Annotated in this window: 15 protein-coding genes; 8 read left to right on the top strand and 7 right to left on the bottom strand. The window is 46.4% G+C overall.

The window, feature by feature from the left end; translation table 11 throughout:
* Positions 1–39 precede the first annotated feature (39 nt).
* From FHS57_RS18810 to FHS57_RS18835, 6 genes are all read left to right on the top strand, one after another.
* On the top strand, positions 40–1,599 hold the full coding sequence (locus FHS57_RS18810; RefSeq protein ID WP_183976394.1) for a 7TM diverse intracellular signaling domain-containing protein: 1,560 nt from the start codon (positions 40–42) through the stop codon (positions 1,597–1,599).
* Between the two features lie 38 nt (positions 1,600–1,637).
* Complete coding sequence (locus tag FHS57_RS18815; protein ID WP_183976395.1) at positions 1,638–3,215, top strand: NAD(P)/FAD-dependent oxidoreductase; 1,578 nt, start codon at positions 1,638–1,640, stop codon at positions 3,213–3,215.
* Between the two features lie 68 nt (positions 3,216–3,283).
* The gene (locus tag FHS57_RS18820; RefSeq protein ID WP_183976397.1) at positions 3,284–3,514 is read left to right on the top strand and encodes a hypothetical protein; all 231 of its coding nucleotides are present in this window, start codon (positions 3,284–3,286) and stop codon (positions 3,512–3,514) included.
* Positions 3,515–3,641: 127 nt separating this feature from the next.
* Complete coding sequence (locus tag FHS57_RS18825; RefSeq protein WP_183976399.1) at positions 3,642–3,851, top strand: hypothetical protein; 210 nt, start codon at positions 3,642–3,644, stop codon at positions 3,849–3,851.
* A gap of 389 nt (positions 3,852–4,240) precedes the next feature.
* Positions 4,241–4,858, top strand: a complete 618-nt coding sequence (locus FHS57_RS18830; protein ID WP_183976662.1) for an NUDIX hydrolase — start codon at positions 4,241–4,243, stop codon at positions 4,856–4,858.
* A 164-nt stretch (positions 4,859–5,022) separates the two neighbouring features.
* Positions 5,023–7,974 carry a glycosyltransferase family 117 protein gene (locus FHS57_RS18835; RefSeq protein WP_183976401.1) on the top strand — a complete coding sequence of 984 codons (2,952 nt, stop codon included), beginning with the start codon at positions 5,023–5,025 and terminating at the stop codon, positions 7,972–7,974.
* 62 nt (positions 7,975–8,036) lie between these two features.
* Here FHS57_RS18835 and FHS57_RS18840 read toward each other — a convergent pair whose 3' ends face one another.
* Positions 8,037–8,420, bottom strand: coding sequence for a DUF423 domain-containing protein (locus tag FHS57_RS18840; RefSeq protein WP_183976403.1), 384 nt, complete (start codon positions 8,418–8,420; stop codon positions 8,037–8,039).
* Between the two features lie 112 nt (positions 8,421–8,532).
* On the opposite strand from FHS57_RS18840, the gene FHS57_RS18845 reads away from it, so the two are divergent.
* Positions 8,533–9,588: a glycosyltransferase family 9 protein gene (locus FHS57_RS18845; RefSeq protein WP_183976405.1), complete on the top strand. Its 1,056-nt coding sequence runs from the start codon at positions 8,533–8,535 to the stop codon at positions 9,586–9,588.
* A gap of 326 nt (positions 9,589–9,914) precedes the next feature.
* Positions 9,915–11,531, top strand: coding sequence for a replicative DNA helicase (gene dnaB, locus FHS57_RS18850; protein ID WP_183976407.1), 1,617 nt, complete (start codon positions 9,915–9,917; stop codon positions 11,529–11,531).
* Here the strand turns inward: dnaB and FHS57_RS18855 are convergent.
* The 6 genes from FHS57_RS18855 to FHS57_RS18880 form a co-directional block, all read right to left on the bottom strand.
* On the bottom strand, positions 11,528–11,824 hold the full coding sequence (locus tag FHS57_RS18855) for a DUF6916 family protein (RefSeq protein WP_183976409.1): 297 nt from the start codon (positions 11,822–11,824) through the stop codon (positions 11,528–11,530). The two genes, dnaB and FHS57_RS18855, sit on opposite strands and share 4 nt — an antisense overlap.
* A 12-nt stretch (positions 11,825–11,836) precedes the next feature.
* A complete protein-coding gene (locus tag FHS57_RS18860) occupies positions 11,837–12,337 on the bottom strand; it encodes a GNAT family N-acetyltransferase (protein ID WP_221225673.1) in 501 nt (166 codons plus the stop codon).
* Positions 12,338–12,341: 4 nt separating this feature from the next.
* Positions 12,342–12,854: a phage tail protein gene (locus FHS57_RS18865; RefSeq protein ID WP_183976411.1), complete on the bottom strand. Its 513-nt coding sequence runs from the start codon at positions 12,852–12,854 to the stop codon at positions 12,342–12,344.
* Between the two features lie 44 nt (positions 12,855–12,898).
* On the bottom strand, positions 12,899–13,408 hold the full coding sequence (locus FHS57_RS18870) for a phage tail protein (RefSeq protein WP_183976413.1): 510 nt from the start codon (positions 13,406–13,408) through the stop codon (positions 12,899–12,901).
* Positions 13,409–13,470: 62 nt separating this feature from the next.
* Positions 13,471–13,974, bottom strand: a complete 504-nt coding sequence (locus tag FHS57_RS18875) for a phage tail protein (protein ID WP_183976415.1) — start codon at positions 13,972–13,974, stop codon at positions 13,471–13,473.
* A gap of 33 nt (positions 13,975–14,007) precedes the next feature.
* On the bottom strand, positions 14,008–14,592 hold the full coding sequence (locus tag FHS57_RS18880; RefSeq protein ID WP_183976417.1) for a hypothetical protein: 585 nt from the start codon (positions 14,590–14,592) through the stop codon (positions 14,008–14,010).
* Positions 14,593–14,741 lie beyond the last annotated feature (149 nt).

The raw sequence follows: 14,741 nt of genomic DNA on the forward strand, positions 1-14,741 counted from the left end.
TTATTAAGTGCTTTTTCGGGAAAGAGTCAGACGTCTCCCGTGCTTCATTACAGGGAATCGAAGACAATTTCACTGGGAAGCTATCTTCAGTTTTATGAAGATAAAAGCCGACTGTTTGGTATAGAACAACTTCAAAAATTGCCATCAAAAGCGTTTCAAAAAAACACTAAAACGGCTCCTAATTTTGGCGTCCGTAACTCAAAAGTATGGTTGAAGGCATCGGTCGAAAACCATTCGACAGGAAGCCTTTATTTGCTTTGTGACGAAGAGAATATTTTCAGAATAGAAGTGTATGTTATCGACCAAAAAGGCGCAATTCGCTACTATAAAACAGGTTTTTTGGAAAAATACAACAGCCGATTTTTTCAAAATAATCAGCTGACAGTACCGCTGGGTACACATCCTCAAACAGTTTATATTGGCATAAGTGGCGATGCTACTTTGTTGGCATCGATGTACGTGACGTCGGAGAAAGCACTGGCGAGCTGGCAGCACTGGAACGATACTTTTGAAGGTGCCTTTTTGGGATGGATGTTGCTGGTGTTTTTGTATAATTTATTCATTTTCGTCCAATTACGCGAGCGCCTTTATCTAACCTATTGCGTTTATGTGATTACGTGTACGTTTGTAGTGATTCGTCTCGAAGGCATTGGCTTCGACTTACTTTGGCCCGAGTACCCTTCATTTAATCGTTGGATAGACACCCCGTCGGTAGTTAATACGTGGTTGGTCATTTTGTTTGCGATGCAGTTTCTTCAAACCAAGGCCATTGTGCGGCGCTTGCATCGTATTCTGCAAGTATATTTGGGGATGGTATCTTGCTTGCCGCTGCTTGAATTTTTTAATGTTCGTCCGTTGTCCAACAACCTTACAATGCTCTCATTTTTGATAAGTTGTGCTTTGCTGATGACAACGGCCACCACCGTTTTTTGGAAGGGGCTACGACAAGCTCGGTTTTATTTGTTGGGGTGGACGGTATTTCTTGGCTCGGTGGTCGTCATTACGTTGTGGAAAATGGGAATTATTACGAGTACTCATTTTTTGGTCTATAATGCTTTTCCCATTGGAACAATGTTAGAAGCAGCACTTTTCTCTTTTGCACTGGCCGACCGTATTCGTATTTTTCGCCAAGAAGCCGACGATGCACGTTCGTTGTCGCTGAAACGTTTGGAAGAAAACGAAAAGCTACTGACTGAATACCAACGAGTTCAGGAGCAAAACCGTCAATTGCAAGAGAAAGATTCCCAGGGTATTTCCCAAGATGCCCCCCAACCGCTCAAGCGCCTATCGGTGCCATCGATGAACGGGGTGCTGTTGTTGCCGTTATCGGATATTATTCACGTGCAAGCGATGGGAAGTTATTGCACTATTTTTTTGACGAATCAGAAAAAAGTGATGGCTTCCAAGCCATTGGCGGATTTTGAACCATTTTTGGTGGAAAATGAATTTATGCGGGTACACAAATCGCACCTTATAAACTTACGTCAGGTCGTACGGTATGTGAAAGGCGACGGCGGAACCCTCGTCATGACAGATGAAAGTGAGGTAAGTGTGTCGCGTACGAAAAAGGCAGATCTACTCGCAATTTTAGGGATTTGACGTACCTTTGCACTTATTAAAGGCTAAATCCCTTTCAAATGCATCAATCATTACAACTCACATTGCCACCCGACGTGGCACTCGACGACGCTGCTTTTCAACAACATGTGGTTCGTCATTTGGGGCTACAACAAGCCGAAACCCTCACAATTCGCAAACTAAAGCAGTCGATTGACGCCCGCTCGCGGCAGGTAAAAGTCAACGTGTCGGTGGAGGTGTATGCCGATGAAGCTGCTCCGCCAGCGATTGCCTACCAAAAAAGCTACCCCGACGTATCCCAAAAGCCTACTGTGGTGATTGTGGGGTGTGGGCCTGCGGGGATGTTTGCGGCGTTGCGCCTGATTGAATTGGGCTACAAACCCATCGTGCTAGAGCGCGGAAAGGACGTGCGAGCGCGTCGGCGCGATTTGGCAGCGATTAACAAAGAGCACATCGTGGACCCCGATTCCAATTATTGTTTTGGCGAAGGGGGAGCGGGGACGTATTCCGACGGGAAATTATATACTCGTTCCAACAAAAGGGGCGATGTACGACGAATTTTGGAAATCTTGGTGGCGCACGGGGCTACCGACCAAATTTTATACGATGCCCATCCGCACATTGGCACCAACAAACTTCCACCGCTGATTGCCGACATGCGCGAAAGCATTTTACAAGCAGGCGGAGAAGTGCATTTTAACACCCGAGTGGCGGATTTTATACTTGATAACCAGTCTGAAGCGATGCGCGGTGTCATCACGTCCGACGGTAAAGAATACGTGGGATTGGGGGTGATTTTGGCGACGGGACACTCAGCTCGCGATATTTTTGAACTGTGTCATCAACGAGGTGTGTACATTGAAAGTAAACCTTTTGCCGTAGGGGTGAGGATTGAACACGCCCAAAGCCTGATTGATTCGGTACAGTACCATTGTGACGATCGGGGGGAGTATTTGCCCGCGGCGTCGTACAGTTTGGTGACCCAAACCCGCGTCAATGGGGTGCAGCGGGGGGTGTTTTCGTTTTGTATGTGTCCAGGTGGGTTCATTGTCCCAGCGGCCACGGCGCCAGGCGAGTTGGTGGTGAATGGCATGTCGCCTTCGCGGCGCGATTCCCGTTTTGCCAATTCGGGCATGGTGGTGAGCATCGAAGAAGCCGATTTAAAGCCGTTTGCCAAGTTTGGGCCATTGGCGGGACTCGAACTTCAAAAGAAAATAGAACAAAAAGCCTGTGCTATCACGGGGGGGGGGCAAGTAGCGCCTGCGCAACGGGTGCAGGATTTTATCAAACAGCGCACGTCCAGCAGTTTGTTGGAAACTTCCTACCAGCCTGGGTTACAGTCGCTGGATTTACGCGAGTATTTGCCGCCGCACATTGCCGAGCCGCTGCGGTTGGGGTTACAAGATTTTGGAAAAAAAATAAAAGGATACGTTTCAAACGAGGCACAGTTGATTGGAGCCGAAAGTCGGACGTCGTCGCCCGTGCGCATCCCCCGCGACCGTGAAACGGCTGAACACATTCAAACCAAGCGCCTCTTTCCGTGTGGCGAAGGTGCGGGCTACGCGGGCGGCATCATGTCAGCGGCCTTAGACGGTACGTTTGTGGCGGAGTGCTTGGTGAAGCTTTATGGGAAGTAGTTTTTTTGTCATGTCAGGTGTGCGTTGGGATTCTCCAATCCCAACGAAGGGGCTGCTCACAACCCCGATTGTCTTCGCTTGTTGCCTCGCGGGGATTTGAGAATCCCCACCCACAGCTAGAAAGTATTCTTCCCGATGGCACGTGCGGACACTCGTTTTGTAAAAGAATGTTTAATCGTGCGTTGGGATTCTCAGGGTGTGCGTTGGGATTCTCCAATCCCAACGCAGGGGTTGCTCACAACCCCGATTGTCTTCGCTTGTTGCCTCGCGGGGATTTGAGAATCCCCGCCCACAGCTAGAAAGTATTCTTCCCGATGGCACGTGCGAACGCTCGTTTTGTAAAAGAATGTTGAATCGTGTGTTAGGATTCTCAAGGTGTGCGTTGGGATTCTCAAATCCCAACGAAGGGGTTGCTTACAACCCCGATTGTCTTCGCTTGTTGCCTCGCGGGGATTTGAGAATCCCCGCCCACAGCTAGAAAGTATTCTTCCCGATGGCACGTGCGGACGCTCGTTTTGTAAAAGAATGTTGAATCGTGCGTTGGGATTCTCCAATCCCAACGCAGGGGTTGCTCACAACCCCGATTGCCTTCGCTTGTTGCCTCGCGGGGATTTGAGAATCCCCGCCCACGGCTAGGCTATAAGCCTATGAATAGGAACACGAGCGGTAGGTTTGTGCAATCAAACAATAAAATTGGGATTTAATCGTGCGTTGGGATTCTCAAATCCCAACGAAGGGGTTGCTCACAACCCCGATTATATTCGGTTGTTGCCTCGCGGGGATTTGAGAATCCCCGCTCACGAGTCATTCCTCTTTCTCCATTACCCACAGAAGTCAATAGAAATTAGGGACATAGCGTCTGGTGCTTCTAAACAAAACGGTGAGACGGGCAGTTACACGGGTGCTGCGCTAAGCAATTATTTTGAAAATTGTGCAAAAAAATCATTAGTTTTTTGTAAAAAAAAGATTAATAAAAGCATAATACCGCTAAATTGCGCTTTCGTAAAAGTACTAGCAAAGTAACGATGCCGTTTCACGATTTTATACATCACCTCGAACAACAACTGCAGTTGCCACTGCCGGGGCAAGACGCGCATCTTAAAATGGCCTCTGCCAATAGGCTGCGGTTGAAAGCCCAACCCAACGAGAAAACGCGCCGCTCGGCCGTCTTGATTTTGTTTTATCCTTACCGCGATAAAATTTTTGCCCCCCTCATTCTTCGCCCTAAATACGACGGAGTACACGCAGGCCAAATGGCTTTTCCTGGAGGACGTTATGAAAAAACGGACGAAAACTTGATACGTACCGCATTGCGCGAAGCCCAAGAAGAAATTGGCATCAAAGCCGCCGACGTGAAGGTGTTGGGCAAACTGACGGAATTGTTTATTCCTCCCAGCAACTTCTATGTGCTGCCCGTGGTGGGCAAACTCCCCTACAAACCCGACTTTTACCCCGATCCGCGCGAAGTGGAGGCCGTTCTCGAAGTGAGCCTCGACGAACTGCTCGATGAAGGGGTGATAGGCCGCACGCAACTCGAAGTGCGTGGGGTTACCATCGAAACCCCTTTTTACGATATTCAGGGGCATAAAGTGTGGGGTGCTACCGCCATGATGATAAGCGAGTTGACGACGCTTCTTGGATAATATCCTTCTTTTAACAACTTTTAAGACCGACGTTTCGTCGGCTTTCTACCGAATTTGCTAATTTTGGCACGGCTTTCGTAGTAGAAAGCCAAAGTAGCAACCTAATTGGTGTCCCAATGTATTGATTGTAAACTCAAGACTTTTCACATTTCTACTAATTATTCATGTCTAAATTTAACCGAATAAACACCCTCTCTGGCTGGCTCGTATTTGCCATAGCGCTAGTCACTTATGTACTTACCGTAGAGCGTACAGCAAGCTTTTGGGATTGCGGCGAGTTTATCGCCTGTTCGTACAAACTCCAAGTACCACACCCTCCAGGAGCACCACTATTTTTGCTGATTGGCCGTCTGTTTTCGATGCTGGCCATGGGCGATGTCACCCAAGTAGCGTACTGGATCAACATGGTGTCGGTGGTATCAAGTGCTTTCACCATCCTATTTTTATTTTGGAGTATCACGTTGTTGGCCCGCAAAATTTTGGGTAAACAAGACGACGAGCTTTCAATGGGCGAAATTATCGCCGTGGTAGGTTCTGGACTTGTGGGCTCATTGGCCTATACGTATTCTGATTCCTTTTGGTTTTCGGCTGTCGAAGCGGAGGTGTATGGTCTTTCGTCGTTCTTTACGGCCATCGTTATTTGGGCGGTGTTGAAATGGGAACGCATCGAAGACGAAGCCGCTGCCAACCGTTGGTTGATTTTTACTTTCTACTTAGTAGGGTTGTCAATCGGCGTCCACTTGCTCAACTTGGTGACCTTGCCTGCGTTGGCGTTGGTGTATTATTTCAAAAAATACAAACCTACCTTGTGGGGTGGAATCGCTGCGTTTGTAGGAGGTTTGGTGGTGCTTGTGATCATCAACTCGGGGGTGATTGTGTGGTTGCCGTCGATTGCGGGTAAATTTGAAATTTTCTTTGTCAATACCTTAGGTACGCCTTATTCGGTGGGTATCGTGGTGTTTTTGTTATTATTTGTGGGTTCTTTGATTTGGGGAATTCGCTACACTGCTAAAAAAGAAAACGAAATTTGGAACGTGGCGTTGTTGTCATTTACGTTTGTTTTGATTGGCTACGCTTCTTACTTCTTGGTGTTGGTTCGTTCAAACTTCAACCCGCCAATCAACGAAAACGATCCAAGCGACGTCATTAGCTACGTTTCGTACCTAAAACGCGAGCAGTACGGTAGTCGTCCGTTGTTGTTTGGGCCTGTGTTTACGGCGCGTCCAATCAATTCGGAGCGCGGCGAGCCGATTTACCGTAAATCAAACGGTCGTTATGTCATTGCCGATTACCGTCCAGAATATGTATATGAGAAAAACCAACAAATGTTGTTTCCTCGCGTACACAGCAACCAAGGAAATCACCCGCAGTTGTACCGCGACAAGCTTAATTTGGCCGAAGGTCAAAAACCAAGCATGGGCGACAACCTGTCGTTTTTCTTCTCGCACCAGTTGGGGCACATGTACTGGCGTTATTTCTTGTGGAACTTTGTAGGCCGTGAAAGCGACGAAGAAGGCGCGGGTGGACTTCGTCCGTGGGATACCAACGAAGGGTTGCCTGATGTAATGGCTACCAACCGCGCGCGTGATAATTTCTACATGATTCCATTTATTTTGGGCCTTTTAGGAATTGTCATTCAAGCCTTCCGCCGTCGTACCGATTTCTTGGTAACGGGCTTGTTATTCTTGATGATGGGGATTGCCCTCGTCGTTTACCTCAACTCTCCACCAGTAGAACCGCGCGAACGTGATTATATTTACGTGGGGTCGTTCTACATTTTTGCGTTCTGGATTGGGCTCGGGGTGTTGTTCATTTACGATTTCTTGACCAAGTTTTTGCCATCGGCTACTACCCGCGCAGGGATTGCTACTGCGTTAGGATTGTCGGCGCCGTTGTTGATGGGGGCTAAAGGTTGGGATAACCACGACCGTAGCCACCGTTATCACTCGGTTGATTTTGCCAAAAACTTGTTAAATTCTTGCGCGCCAAACGCCATCTTATTTACAGGAGGTGATAACGATACCTTCCCACTTTGGTACGTACAAGAAGTAGAAGGCTTCCGTACCGACGTGCGCGTTTGTAACTTGAGTTTGTTGGGTACTGACTGGTACATTGGCCAAATGAAGCGCAAAACGTACGAGTCGCAGCCGCTACCTATTTCGTTGAATTACGAAAACTTTGCGGCGGGTAAAAACGACATTGTGCCTTTCTACGAAATGCCAGCTGTGAAAAACGGTATCAATTTGAAAGAATACATGTCGTTGGTAAAACAAAACAACGCGGCGATTCAGGTGCCATTGACGAGCGGCGAAATGACGAGCATCTTGCCATCGTCGGTGTTGGTGTTGGGAATTAATCCAGAACAAGTGCAAAAGATGAATATCCTTAAATCGGAGTTGGCGTCGTTTGTAAAAGATACCATGCAGTGGAACATCGGTAAGCGCGATTTGTACAAGTCTGACCTTATTATGCTCGACATCATCGCGACCAACGATTGGAAGCGCCCGATTTATTTCTCAGGAACGTTGACCAACGAAAACTACCTCAACTTGAAAGAGTATATGCAGTTGGAAGGGTATGCGTATCGCTTGTTGCCAGTGCGTGTACCTGGTGCATCAGACGGTTACGTAAACACCGACATCATGAGCGAGAACTTGATGAAGAAGACCTTCTGGCGTGAGCTTGACAATGCCAATACGTACTACGATGGTACGTTCAAGGGCTCGCCAGCATTCTCGGCACGTATTGCGTTCATGCGTCTGGTTGATCAGTTGATTCGTGAAGGAAAGATGGACAAAGCCAAAGCGGCGATGAACTTCATTTTGGCCAAAATGCCAGACAAGACCATTCCGTACGACCAGATTTCGGCCAACTACGTAGGGTTCTTGTTGAACTTGGGCGAAACCAAAAAAGGACTTGACATTGCCAACACGATGGCTACGCGGGCAGAGTCGGTGTTGAAATACAACATTCAGCATCATTCAAATCAAGACAGCAATATCCAATTGTACATCCTTCAAACGCTTGCCAATGCGTGTCGTGAAGGAAAACAGGATGCCGCTGCCAAGAAATACGAGGCGTTGTTGCAACAATACATGACAGCACTCGGTGGCTAGTCGGTGACTACAATAAAAAAAAGGCTGCCCAACAAGGCAGCCTTTTTTATGGAAATGAGCGCTTATTTTTTGCCAGCGGCGAGGAGCAGAAGCACCCAGCCGATGATCATCAGTGTACCTCCAATGGGTGCAATGGCGCCAAAAGCACGAATGCCCGTAAAACAAATGGTGTACAACGAGCCCGAAAAAATAACAACACCCACTAAAAAGGCATAGCCCGACCAGTGGTAATAGCGCTCGGCATTGACGGCGCAGTTTTGGAGCAAAATACCAATCAAAACGAGGCCAATGGCGTGGTAAAACTGGTATTTAACGGCCGTTTCGAAGGTGTCGGCTCGGCCGCTGGTTTCGAGCATGGCTTTGAGCGCATGGGCTCCGAAAGCCCCTAGAGCCACGGCAACTGCTCCTAATAAAGCACCTGCTTGGATGAAAAATTTATCATTCATATGAATTGAAAAAAACGTTTTTGAACCAAAAATAGATTACTTTCTTTATAAATCCGTTTTTAGGCTAACTTTGTAGATAGAAACTTACCATAGGATTTTGACCTCCAACGGCATGAGCTTATCAGATTTTGTTACACTTTGGAAACATCGCTACCGAAAATATACCTACATAGCCCAAGAATACGTACTTGCATTTGCTACAATCGTACGTTTTTTGGGGTTAAAATTGTCTTTTTTGGGACGTAAAAAACTGGTGGCTATCATTCGTACGGAACATTTTGGCGACATTGTGGCGGCCGAACCCCTTGCGCGTCAGGTACGGGAAGCACACCCAAACGATTATATAGTGTGGGTTGTAAAGCCTGCTTTTAAAGAGTTGGTCGCAACCCATCCTGTCATCAATGAAGCTTGGGCGCAGCCTACGGTGTTACGCCGTTTGTTGGTTTTTAATTCAGGGGTTTTTGATAAAGTATATAACCTTGAATTTTGGCAAAGTAATTTGGACACCATCAGCGGAAGGGTTCACAAAAACGAAGTGGCAGCTGCAAAAGATATAACCGTATTTAATTACTTTGAAAAAGGTAATTTGCTGACTATCTTTCAGTTGTGTGCAGAGTTGCCCGTCAAAGATGACGTGCCTCAATTGTACATTCCAGTGGCAGACGCGCAAAAAATTGCGAATTTAAACCTGCCCCAGAAACTAATTGTGATTCATTGCAGTTCCAATTATCCAGCCAAAGATTGGTCAGTTCCCAATTGGGAAAAGCTAATTTATTGGTTGATTGAAGACTTGGGCTATACGGTGGTAGAAATTGGGCTAAAAAGCAAAAATTCGGTGAGGAGCGCCAAGTATATGGATGCTTGCGGAAAGTATTCGTTGTTACAAACGGCGGAAATTATTCGTAGAGCTGAATATTTTATTGGAATAGACAGCGGGCCTGCTCATTTGGCAAATGCTGTAGGCACGTATGGTATATTACTTTTTGGTAAATTAAATAACTTCGATACGTACATGCCATACTCAGGCGACTATCAAAATGGCCGCAATGCTCGTTTGCTTTGGCAAACGGGTAAAACGTGTTCAGCGCTTGAATACCAATGGGTTCGGGGACAAATAGAGGCAATTTTGGCAAAAAGTTATAATGCACAGTTAACCGTTATCAGTTAATTGTGTGGGTTAAGTATCTAAGTAAAATTAAGTTAGTGTAAAGTTAGTTATATTTTAACCCCACGTCGCATCGGCGCTCCGACTTTAGGCTGGGGATACAAGATGAGAACTTTACGTGGGCTTTAGCCCTGATTTTTTGATGGCAAGGCAGTAAAAATCAGGGCTAAAGCCCTAAACAGAGCCATTTTTGGAACCCCAGCCTAAAGGCGTGGGGTTTAAGGAGTCTTACAAAATTAAACTGAATATAAAATTTTAGTAAGTAGTTAGTAATCAGTACAAATAACGATTAACTGTACGAAGCAATTAAGTAGTTTATTTTGACACAAATGGAAAACGATAAGTCCCATAATTTTCTTCGAAAAGGCACGTCAGGATATGGCTCGCGAGCGGCAAATAATAACCGCTGGTTGGAGTCGGGAGCGGGTGCAGGAAAACTTCCACCTCAAGCACTTGAGCTGGAAGAAGCAGTGCTGGGGGCTTTGATGATTGAGAAAGACGCGCTCAATGCGGTTATTGATATTTTAAAGTCAGACAGTTTTTATAAAGAAGCGCACCAACGCATCTATAATGCGATTATTACGCTCTTTACAAACTCTGAACCTATTGATTTGTTGACGGTTACGACTCAGTTGCGTCAATTGGGCGAGCTAGAAGTGGTGGGTGGAGCACAGTACATCACAGCCCTGACCACCAAAGTAAACTCAGCGGCCAACATCGAATACCACGCTCGGGTCATTGCGCAAGCGTCGATGAAGCGAGAAATGATTTCGGTGGCATCAAAGATTTTGCAAGATGCGTTTGAGGATACGACCGACGTTTTTACGCTGCTTGATACCGTAGAACAATCGCTTTTTAAAATTTCTGAATCCAATATCCGTAAAAATTACGCTGACATGAGCGCGCTCATGACCGAGGCATTACGCGAGTTGGAGCGCCGTCGCGAACAAAAAGACGGTCTGACGGGCGTTCCGTCAGGTTTTACGCAACTCGACCGCCTCACGTCGGGTTGGCAGCCTACCGAATTGGTGATTCTTGCCGCCCGGCCAGCGATGGGAAAAACTGCGTTTGTAGTTTCAAGCCTAAGAAATGCTGCCGTGGATTTTGGAATGCCCGTGGCGATTTTCTCTTTGGAGATGTCGGCGGTGCAGTTGGTCAATCGTATGATTTCGGCCGAAGCCGAGATTGACAGTGAAAAGCTAAAGAAAGGAAACTTAGCCCCGCACGAGTGGACACAACTCCACCAACGCATCGACCGCCTGATGCGCGCGCCTATCTATATTGATGACACACCCGCCTTGTCGATTCTGGAGTTGCGGGCCAAATGCCGTCGTTTGAAACAACAACACGACATTCAAATGGTCGTGATTGACTACTTGCAGCTCATGCAAGGCGATAGCAGCAAGGGGGCAGGAAACCGCGAACAAGAAATTGCGTCGATTTCGCGGGCGTTGAAAAACTTAGCCAAAGAACTGAATGTCCCCGTGATTGCCTTGTCGCAGTTGAGTCGTGCCGTCGAAACCCGTGGTGGTGACAAGCGTCCGCAGTTGTCTGACTTACGTGAATCGGGCTCAATCGAGCAGGATGCGGACATGGTTGCGTTCTTGTATCGTCCTGAGTATTATGGGTTTACGCAAGATGAGGCGGGTAATTCAGTACAAGGAGTAGGAGAAGTAATTGTCGCCAAAAACCGTAGTGGTTCGTTGGATACCATTCAGCTGCGGTTTATTGGTAAATACACCAAATTTGCCGATTTGGATAGTTTTTATGGCGCAGCTTCCTCGCCTACGCCATCGTTTAATCCAGAAGCCAGGGCACAAGCGGCGAGTTCGTTTGATACCCCACCTGCTTCGGCAGGCGGAACTTTCAAAAGTAAAGCCAACGATTTGGGCGATATGGGGATGAACTTTCCACCCCCAAATCCGCTAGATGAGCCTCCGTTTTAGCTAAATACAACCTCATAACGCATCCCTTTTGCGCCAGGACCGATGGGCACCATAAAAAGTTGCACATCGCCCGCAGTGGGGTGCGTTAGGGTAAAAGTACCCTGTAAGTAATACTGACGCGTCATGTCTGTTTCAAACTCCAGCGTGAAAGGTTGACGGTAATTGCCGACACCAGTACTCCAGGCAGAAACGCGAGTGAGTTGAGCAGGGTGACTTGCTTCCGACGCAAAATGAATGGTAAAGTCCTGATTTAGATAAGGTTGAAAATCAGTGATTTGTAAGGTATCAATCATTTTCTACAAAAGTTAAGAGGTAGAATCGGGTTTCCATTGGTACAAATGGTACACCGTATTAAATTCTCCGATTTTTTTAAAGCCCAAACGCTCGTATAAATGCAGAGCGGGGTTGTTGTATTCCACATGAATTGTCACCGATTTGCCAAGAACGGCCCCTTGGCGAAGCACTGCTTCTAGGAGCTTGCTGCCCAACCCTTGGCCACGGTAGGGGGGGAGGATGGCAATGTCCATGATTCGCACTTCGGTGGGACTATACTGCCAATGCACATACAGCCGTCCAATGGCCTGCTGCTGTTCTGTTTCGATGATTTGTAGGTCAGCTCCTTTGTACAATTCTTGGTAATACTGGTGCTGGGCCATAAACTGCTGGGTCACAAAAGTACGCTTTTGTGCTTCGGTCCAGTCAGGTACTAGGGCCAATTCCTCGGCCCTAGTACTGGCATAAATTTCTAATAAAGCAGGCAAATCTGCCTCATTGATAGCTCTTGCTCTAAATAACATTTCACTCATTCGATTACGTGCGAGGAGGAAAGACTCCTTGTAATGCAATACAAAAATAGAGCGTCAAATAGGGCATCATGTTATTATGAGGCTGATCGCCACCTGCGGGGGCAAGACTACTAGCCATCATAGCCACAGAGGGGCCTGTAGGGTTTGTATTGTAAAAGTTAGCTCTAGCAGGGTAAGCAGTGGAAGGGCTAGACTGCAAACCACCGTCATTAATAGCACGAACGGTGTGACTATGGTAAGGGATCTCGGATTCTAACAGAGAAACCGTTTCGGAGCCTCCTGTTTCGCCTAAATCATGAAGAGATAACCCTGGGCCTTGGCCAGGGTGCATTGGGGCTCTGCCTTGCAAATCAGGAAGAGCAAAATTTGACTTGCCATTTCCTCCGTAAGTAGTACCTAACAGGGAAAATAAAGCCGTATTTTGGGAGAGGGGAAGTAATTGTCCATCACACCACGCCCATCCTTTGGGGGCGAAATTAAAAGGGAAAATGCGTATTTCGGCAACAAATGGATCCATAGAAGTTCAAGAGTTTAGTGTAAAAGGGTTGAGTAATGAAAGGTCTAAGTTGGCGAAGGAAAAATACCAAAAAGCGAAATAATAAAATCTACGCATAGGTAAGGTTGGAAATTGGTATGCGGCTGAGAGCCTCCAATTGAACTAACTGTATTCGATGCCAGATTTACAAGACCTACGGAGGTATCAGTGGTATAAAAATTTGCCGAGGCATTTCTGGCAAAGGTCGTACCAGAAGGACTACCAGTACTACCCGAATTGTCTGTGCCTAAAAAAGGATGGCTATGGGCTGGAATTTGGGTGACTGTCAGGGTAATTTCTTCGGCACCACCCGTTTCGGCCAAAACAAATCCATTTCCTTGGTGAATAGGAAGGCGCCCACGCAAATCGGGCAGGGCAAAGGTTGACTGTCCATCCCCACCGTAGGTAGTACCAATGAGGTTAAAAAGGGTTTCGTATTCCGAAATAGGGAGAAGTTGCCCTTCGCAAAACATCCACCCTGCGGGGGCAAAATTTCCCGCAAACATTCGTATTTCTCCAACATAAGGTTGAGCCATTTTTGTAAAGTCTAAAGGGTTTCAAATTAATAATTAAACATCTCGATAAGGGAAAAAATATCCTAGGTTTGACTAGGGAAGATTCCTTGAAGAGCGATACAAAAACTAAGAACCAAAAATGGCTGCATATTTAAGTGGGCTTGTGACCCTCCTGTATTAGTAACCATTTGTGAACCCATAGCTACCAAGCCACCTCCGCCAGAATACAGTTCAGAAGGACTGGTATCGGCAATTTTCCCATTGGTTGGGACAATGGTATTTTGAGTAATATTTGTGGCGTTGACGGAGTGGGTATGCGTGGGTAATTCCGCGATACTTAGCGTATGAGCCTGCTCTCCTCCGCGCTCACCCAACGTATAATTGCTGCCTACGTGAATAGGGGTGCGGCCACGCAAATCGGGTAAATTAAAAGTGGTTTGGCCATTGCCTCCAAACGTAGTGCCTAAAAGAGAAAACAATGCTTGGTTTTGGTTGATGGGAAGTGATTGCCCATTACAAAGCGCCCAACCTCTGGGTGCAAACACAAAACTCATGATCCGAATTTCGGACAAAAACGGTTCTGCCATAACATTTGAGGGTTTAGTAAAACAATGAAAAAATTAAGATAAAGGTCTTGATTCCCAGAGAATATGTGTGTTCTTTTTGAGGAGAATAGTTGTTGTCATGTGGTTGTTCGAGCAAAGATGCGATTGAAGATGTACGTCACCTTTGGCACTTAGGTAGCGCCCCGTCTTACTGGCTTTTAACGGGATAAGGGTGGCAAAGGTAGTAGTCCCTAATTGCATAGAAACTTCGGCGAGGGCTTGTAACTCAAACAAAGACCAACACGCGATTTTTTCCCAAGTCCCCGTTGCTTGGCGTTGCCAAAACGGAACCATCAAGTCTAGGGTGTCTAGCGTTGGGTGCTTTTTTTCAAACACCTGAAAACAGTATTGCTGTTGTTCATAAAAGTAAACTTGATTTTCTGCTTGCGAAAATTCTCCTGAAAGAACGGCAGGAAGAGGCGCTGGTAAAGTGCCAGCTGAAGCAATCGAAACGGATTCAATGGGACAAATACTAACAAGTTGCGATAACCATTGAGACCATGTTTGGGGGGAAGAAATAGGCAATTGAGCATAACCCGATAAAAACGGAAGGCTGCCCAAGGAAGTACCTAATAGCTTTATAAACGGCCGTCTTTGCATAACTGAGTAAAGAATAGAGTTTTCTAACGTTGAAGGAGAAACGTAAAAACTATTTACCAAGTGTGTATTATTAGTATAGTATTTTGCAGCTCCAAGAACAAAGATATAGAAAAAAGTATATTGAAATTATTTTTATTGATTTTTTTTTG

It is taken from the genome of Runella defluvii, assembly GCF_014195535.1.
Classification (GTDB): domain Bacteria; phylum Bacteroidota; class Bacteroidia; order Cytophagales; family Spirosomataceae; genus Runella; species Runella defluvii.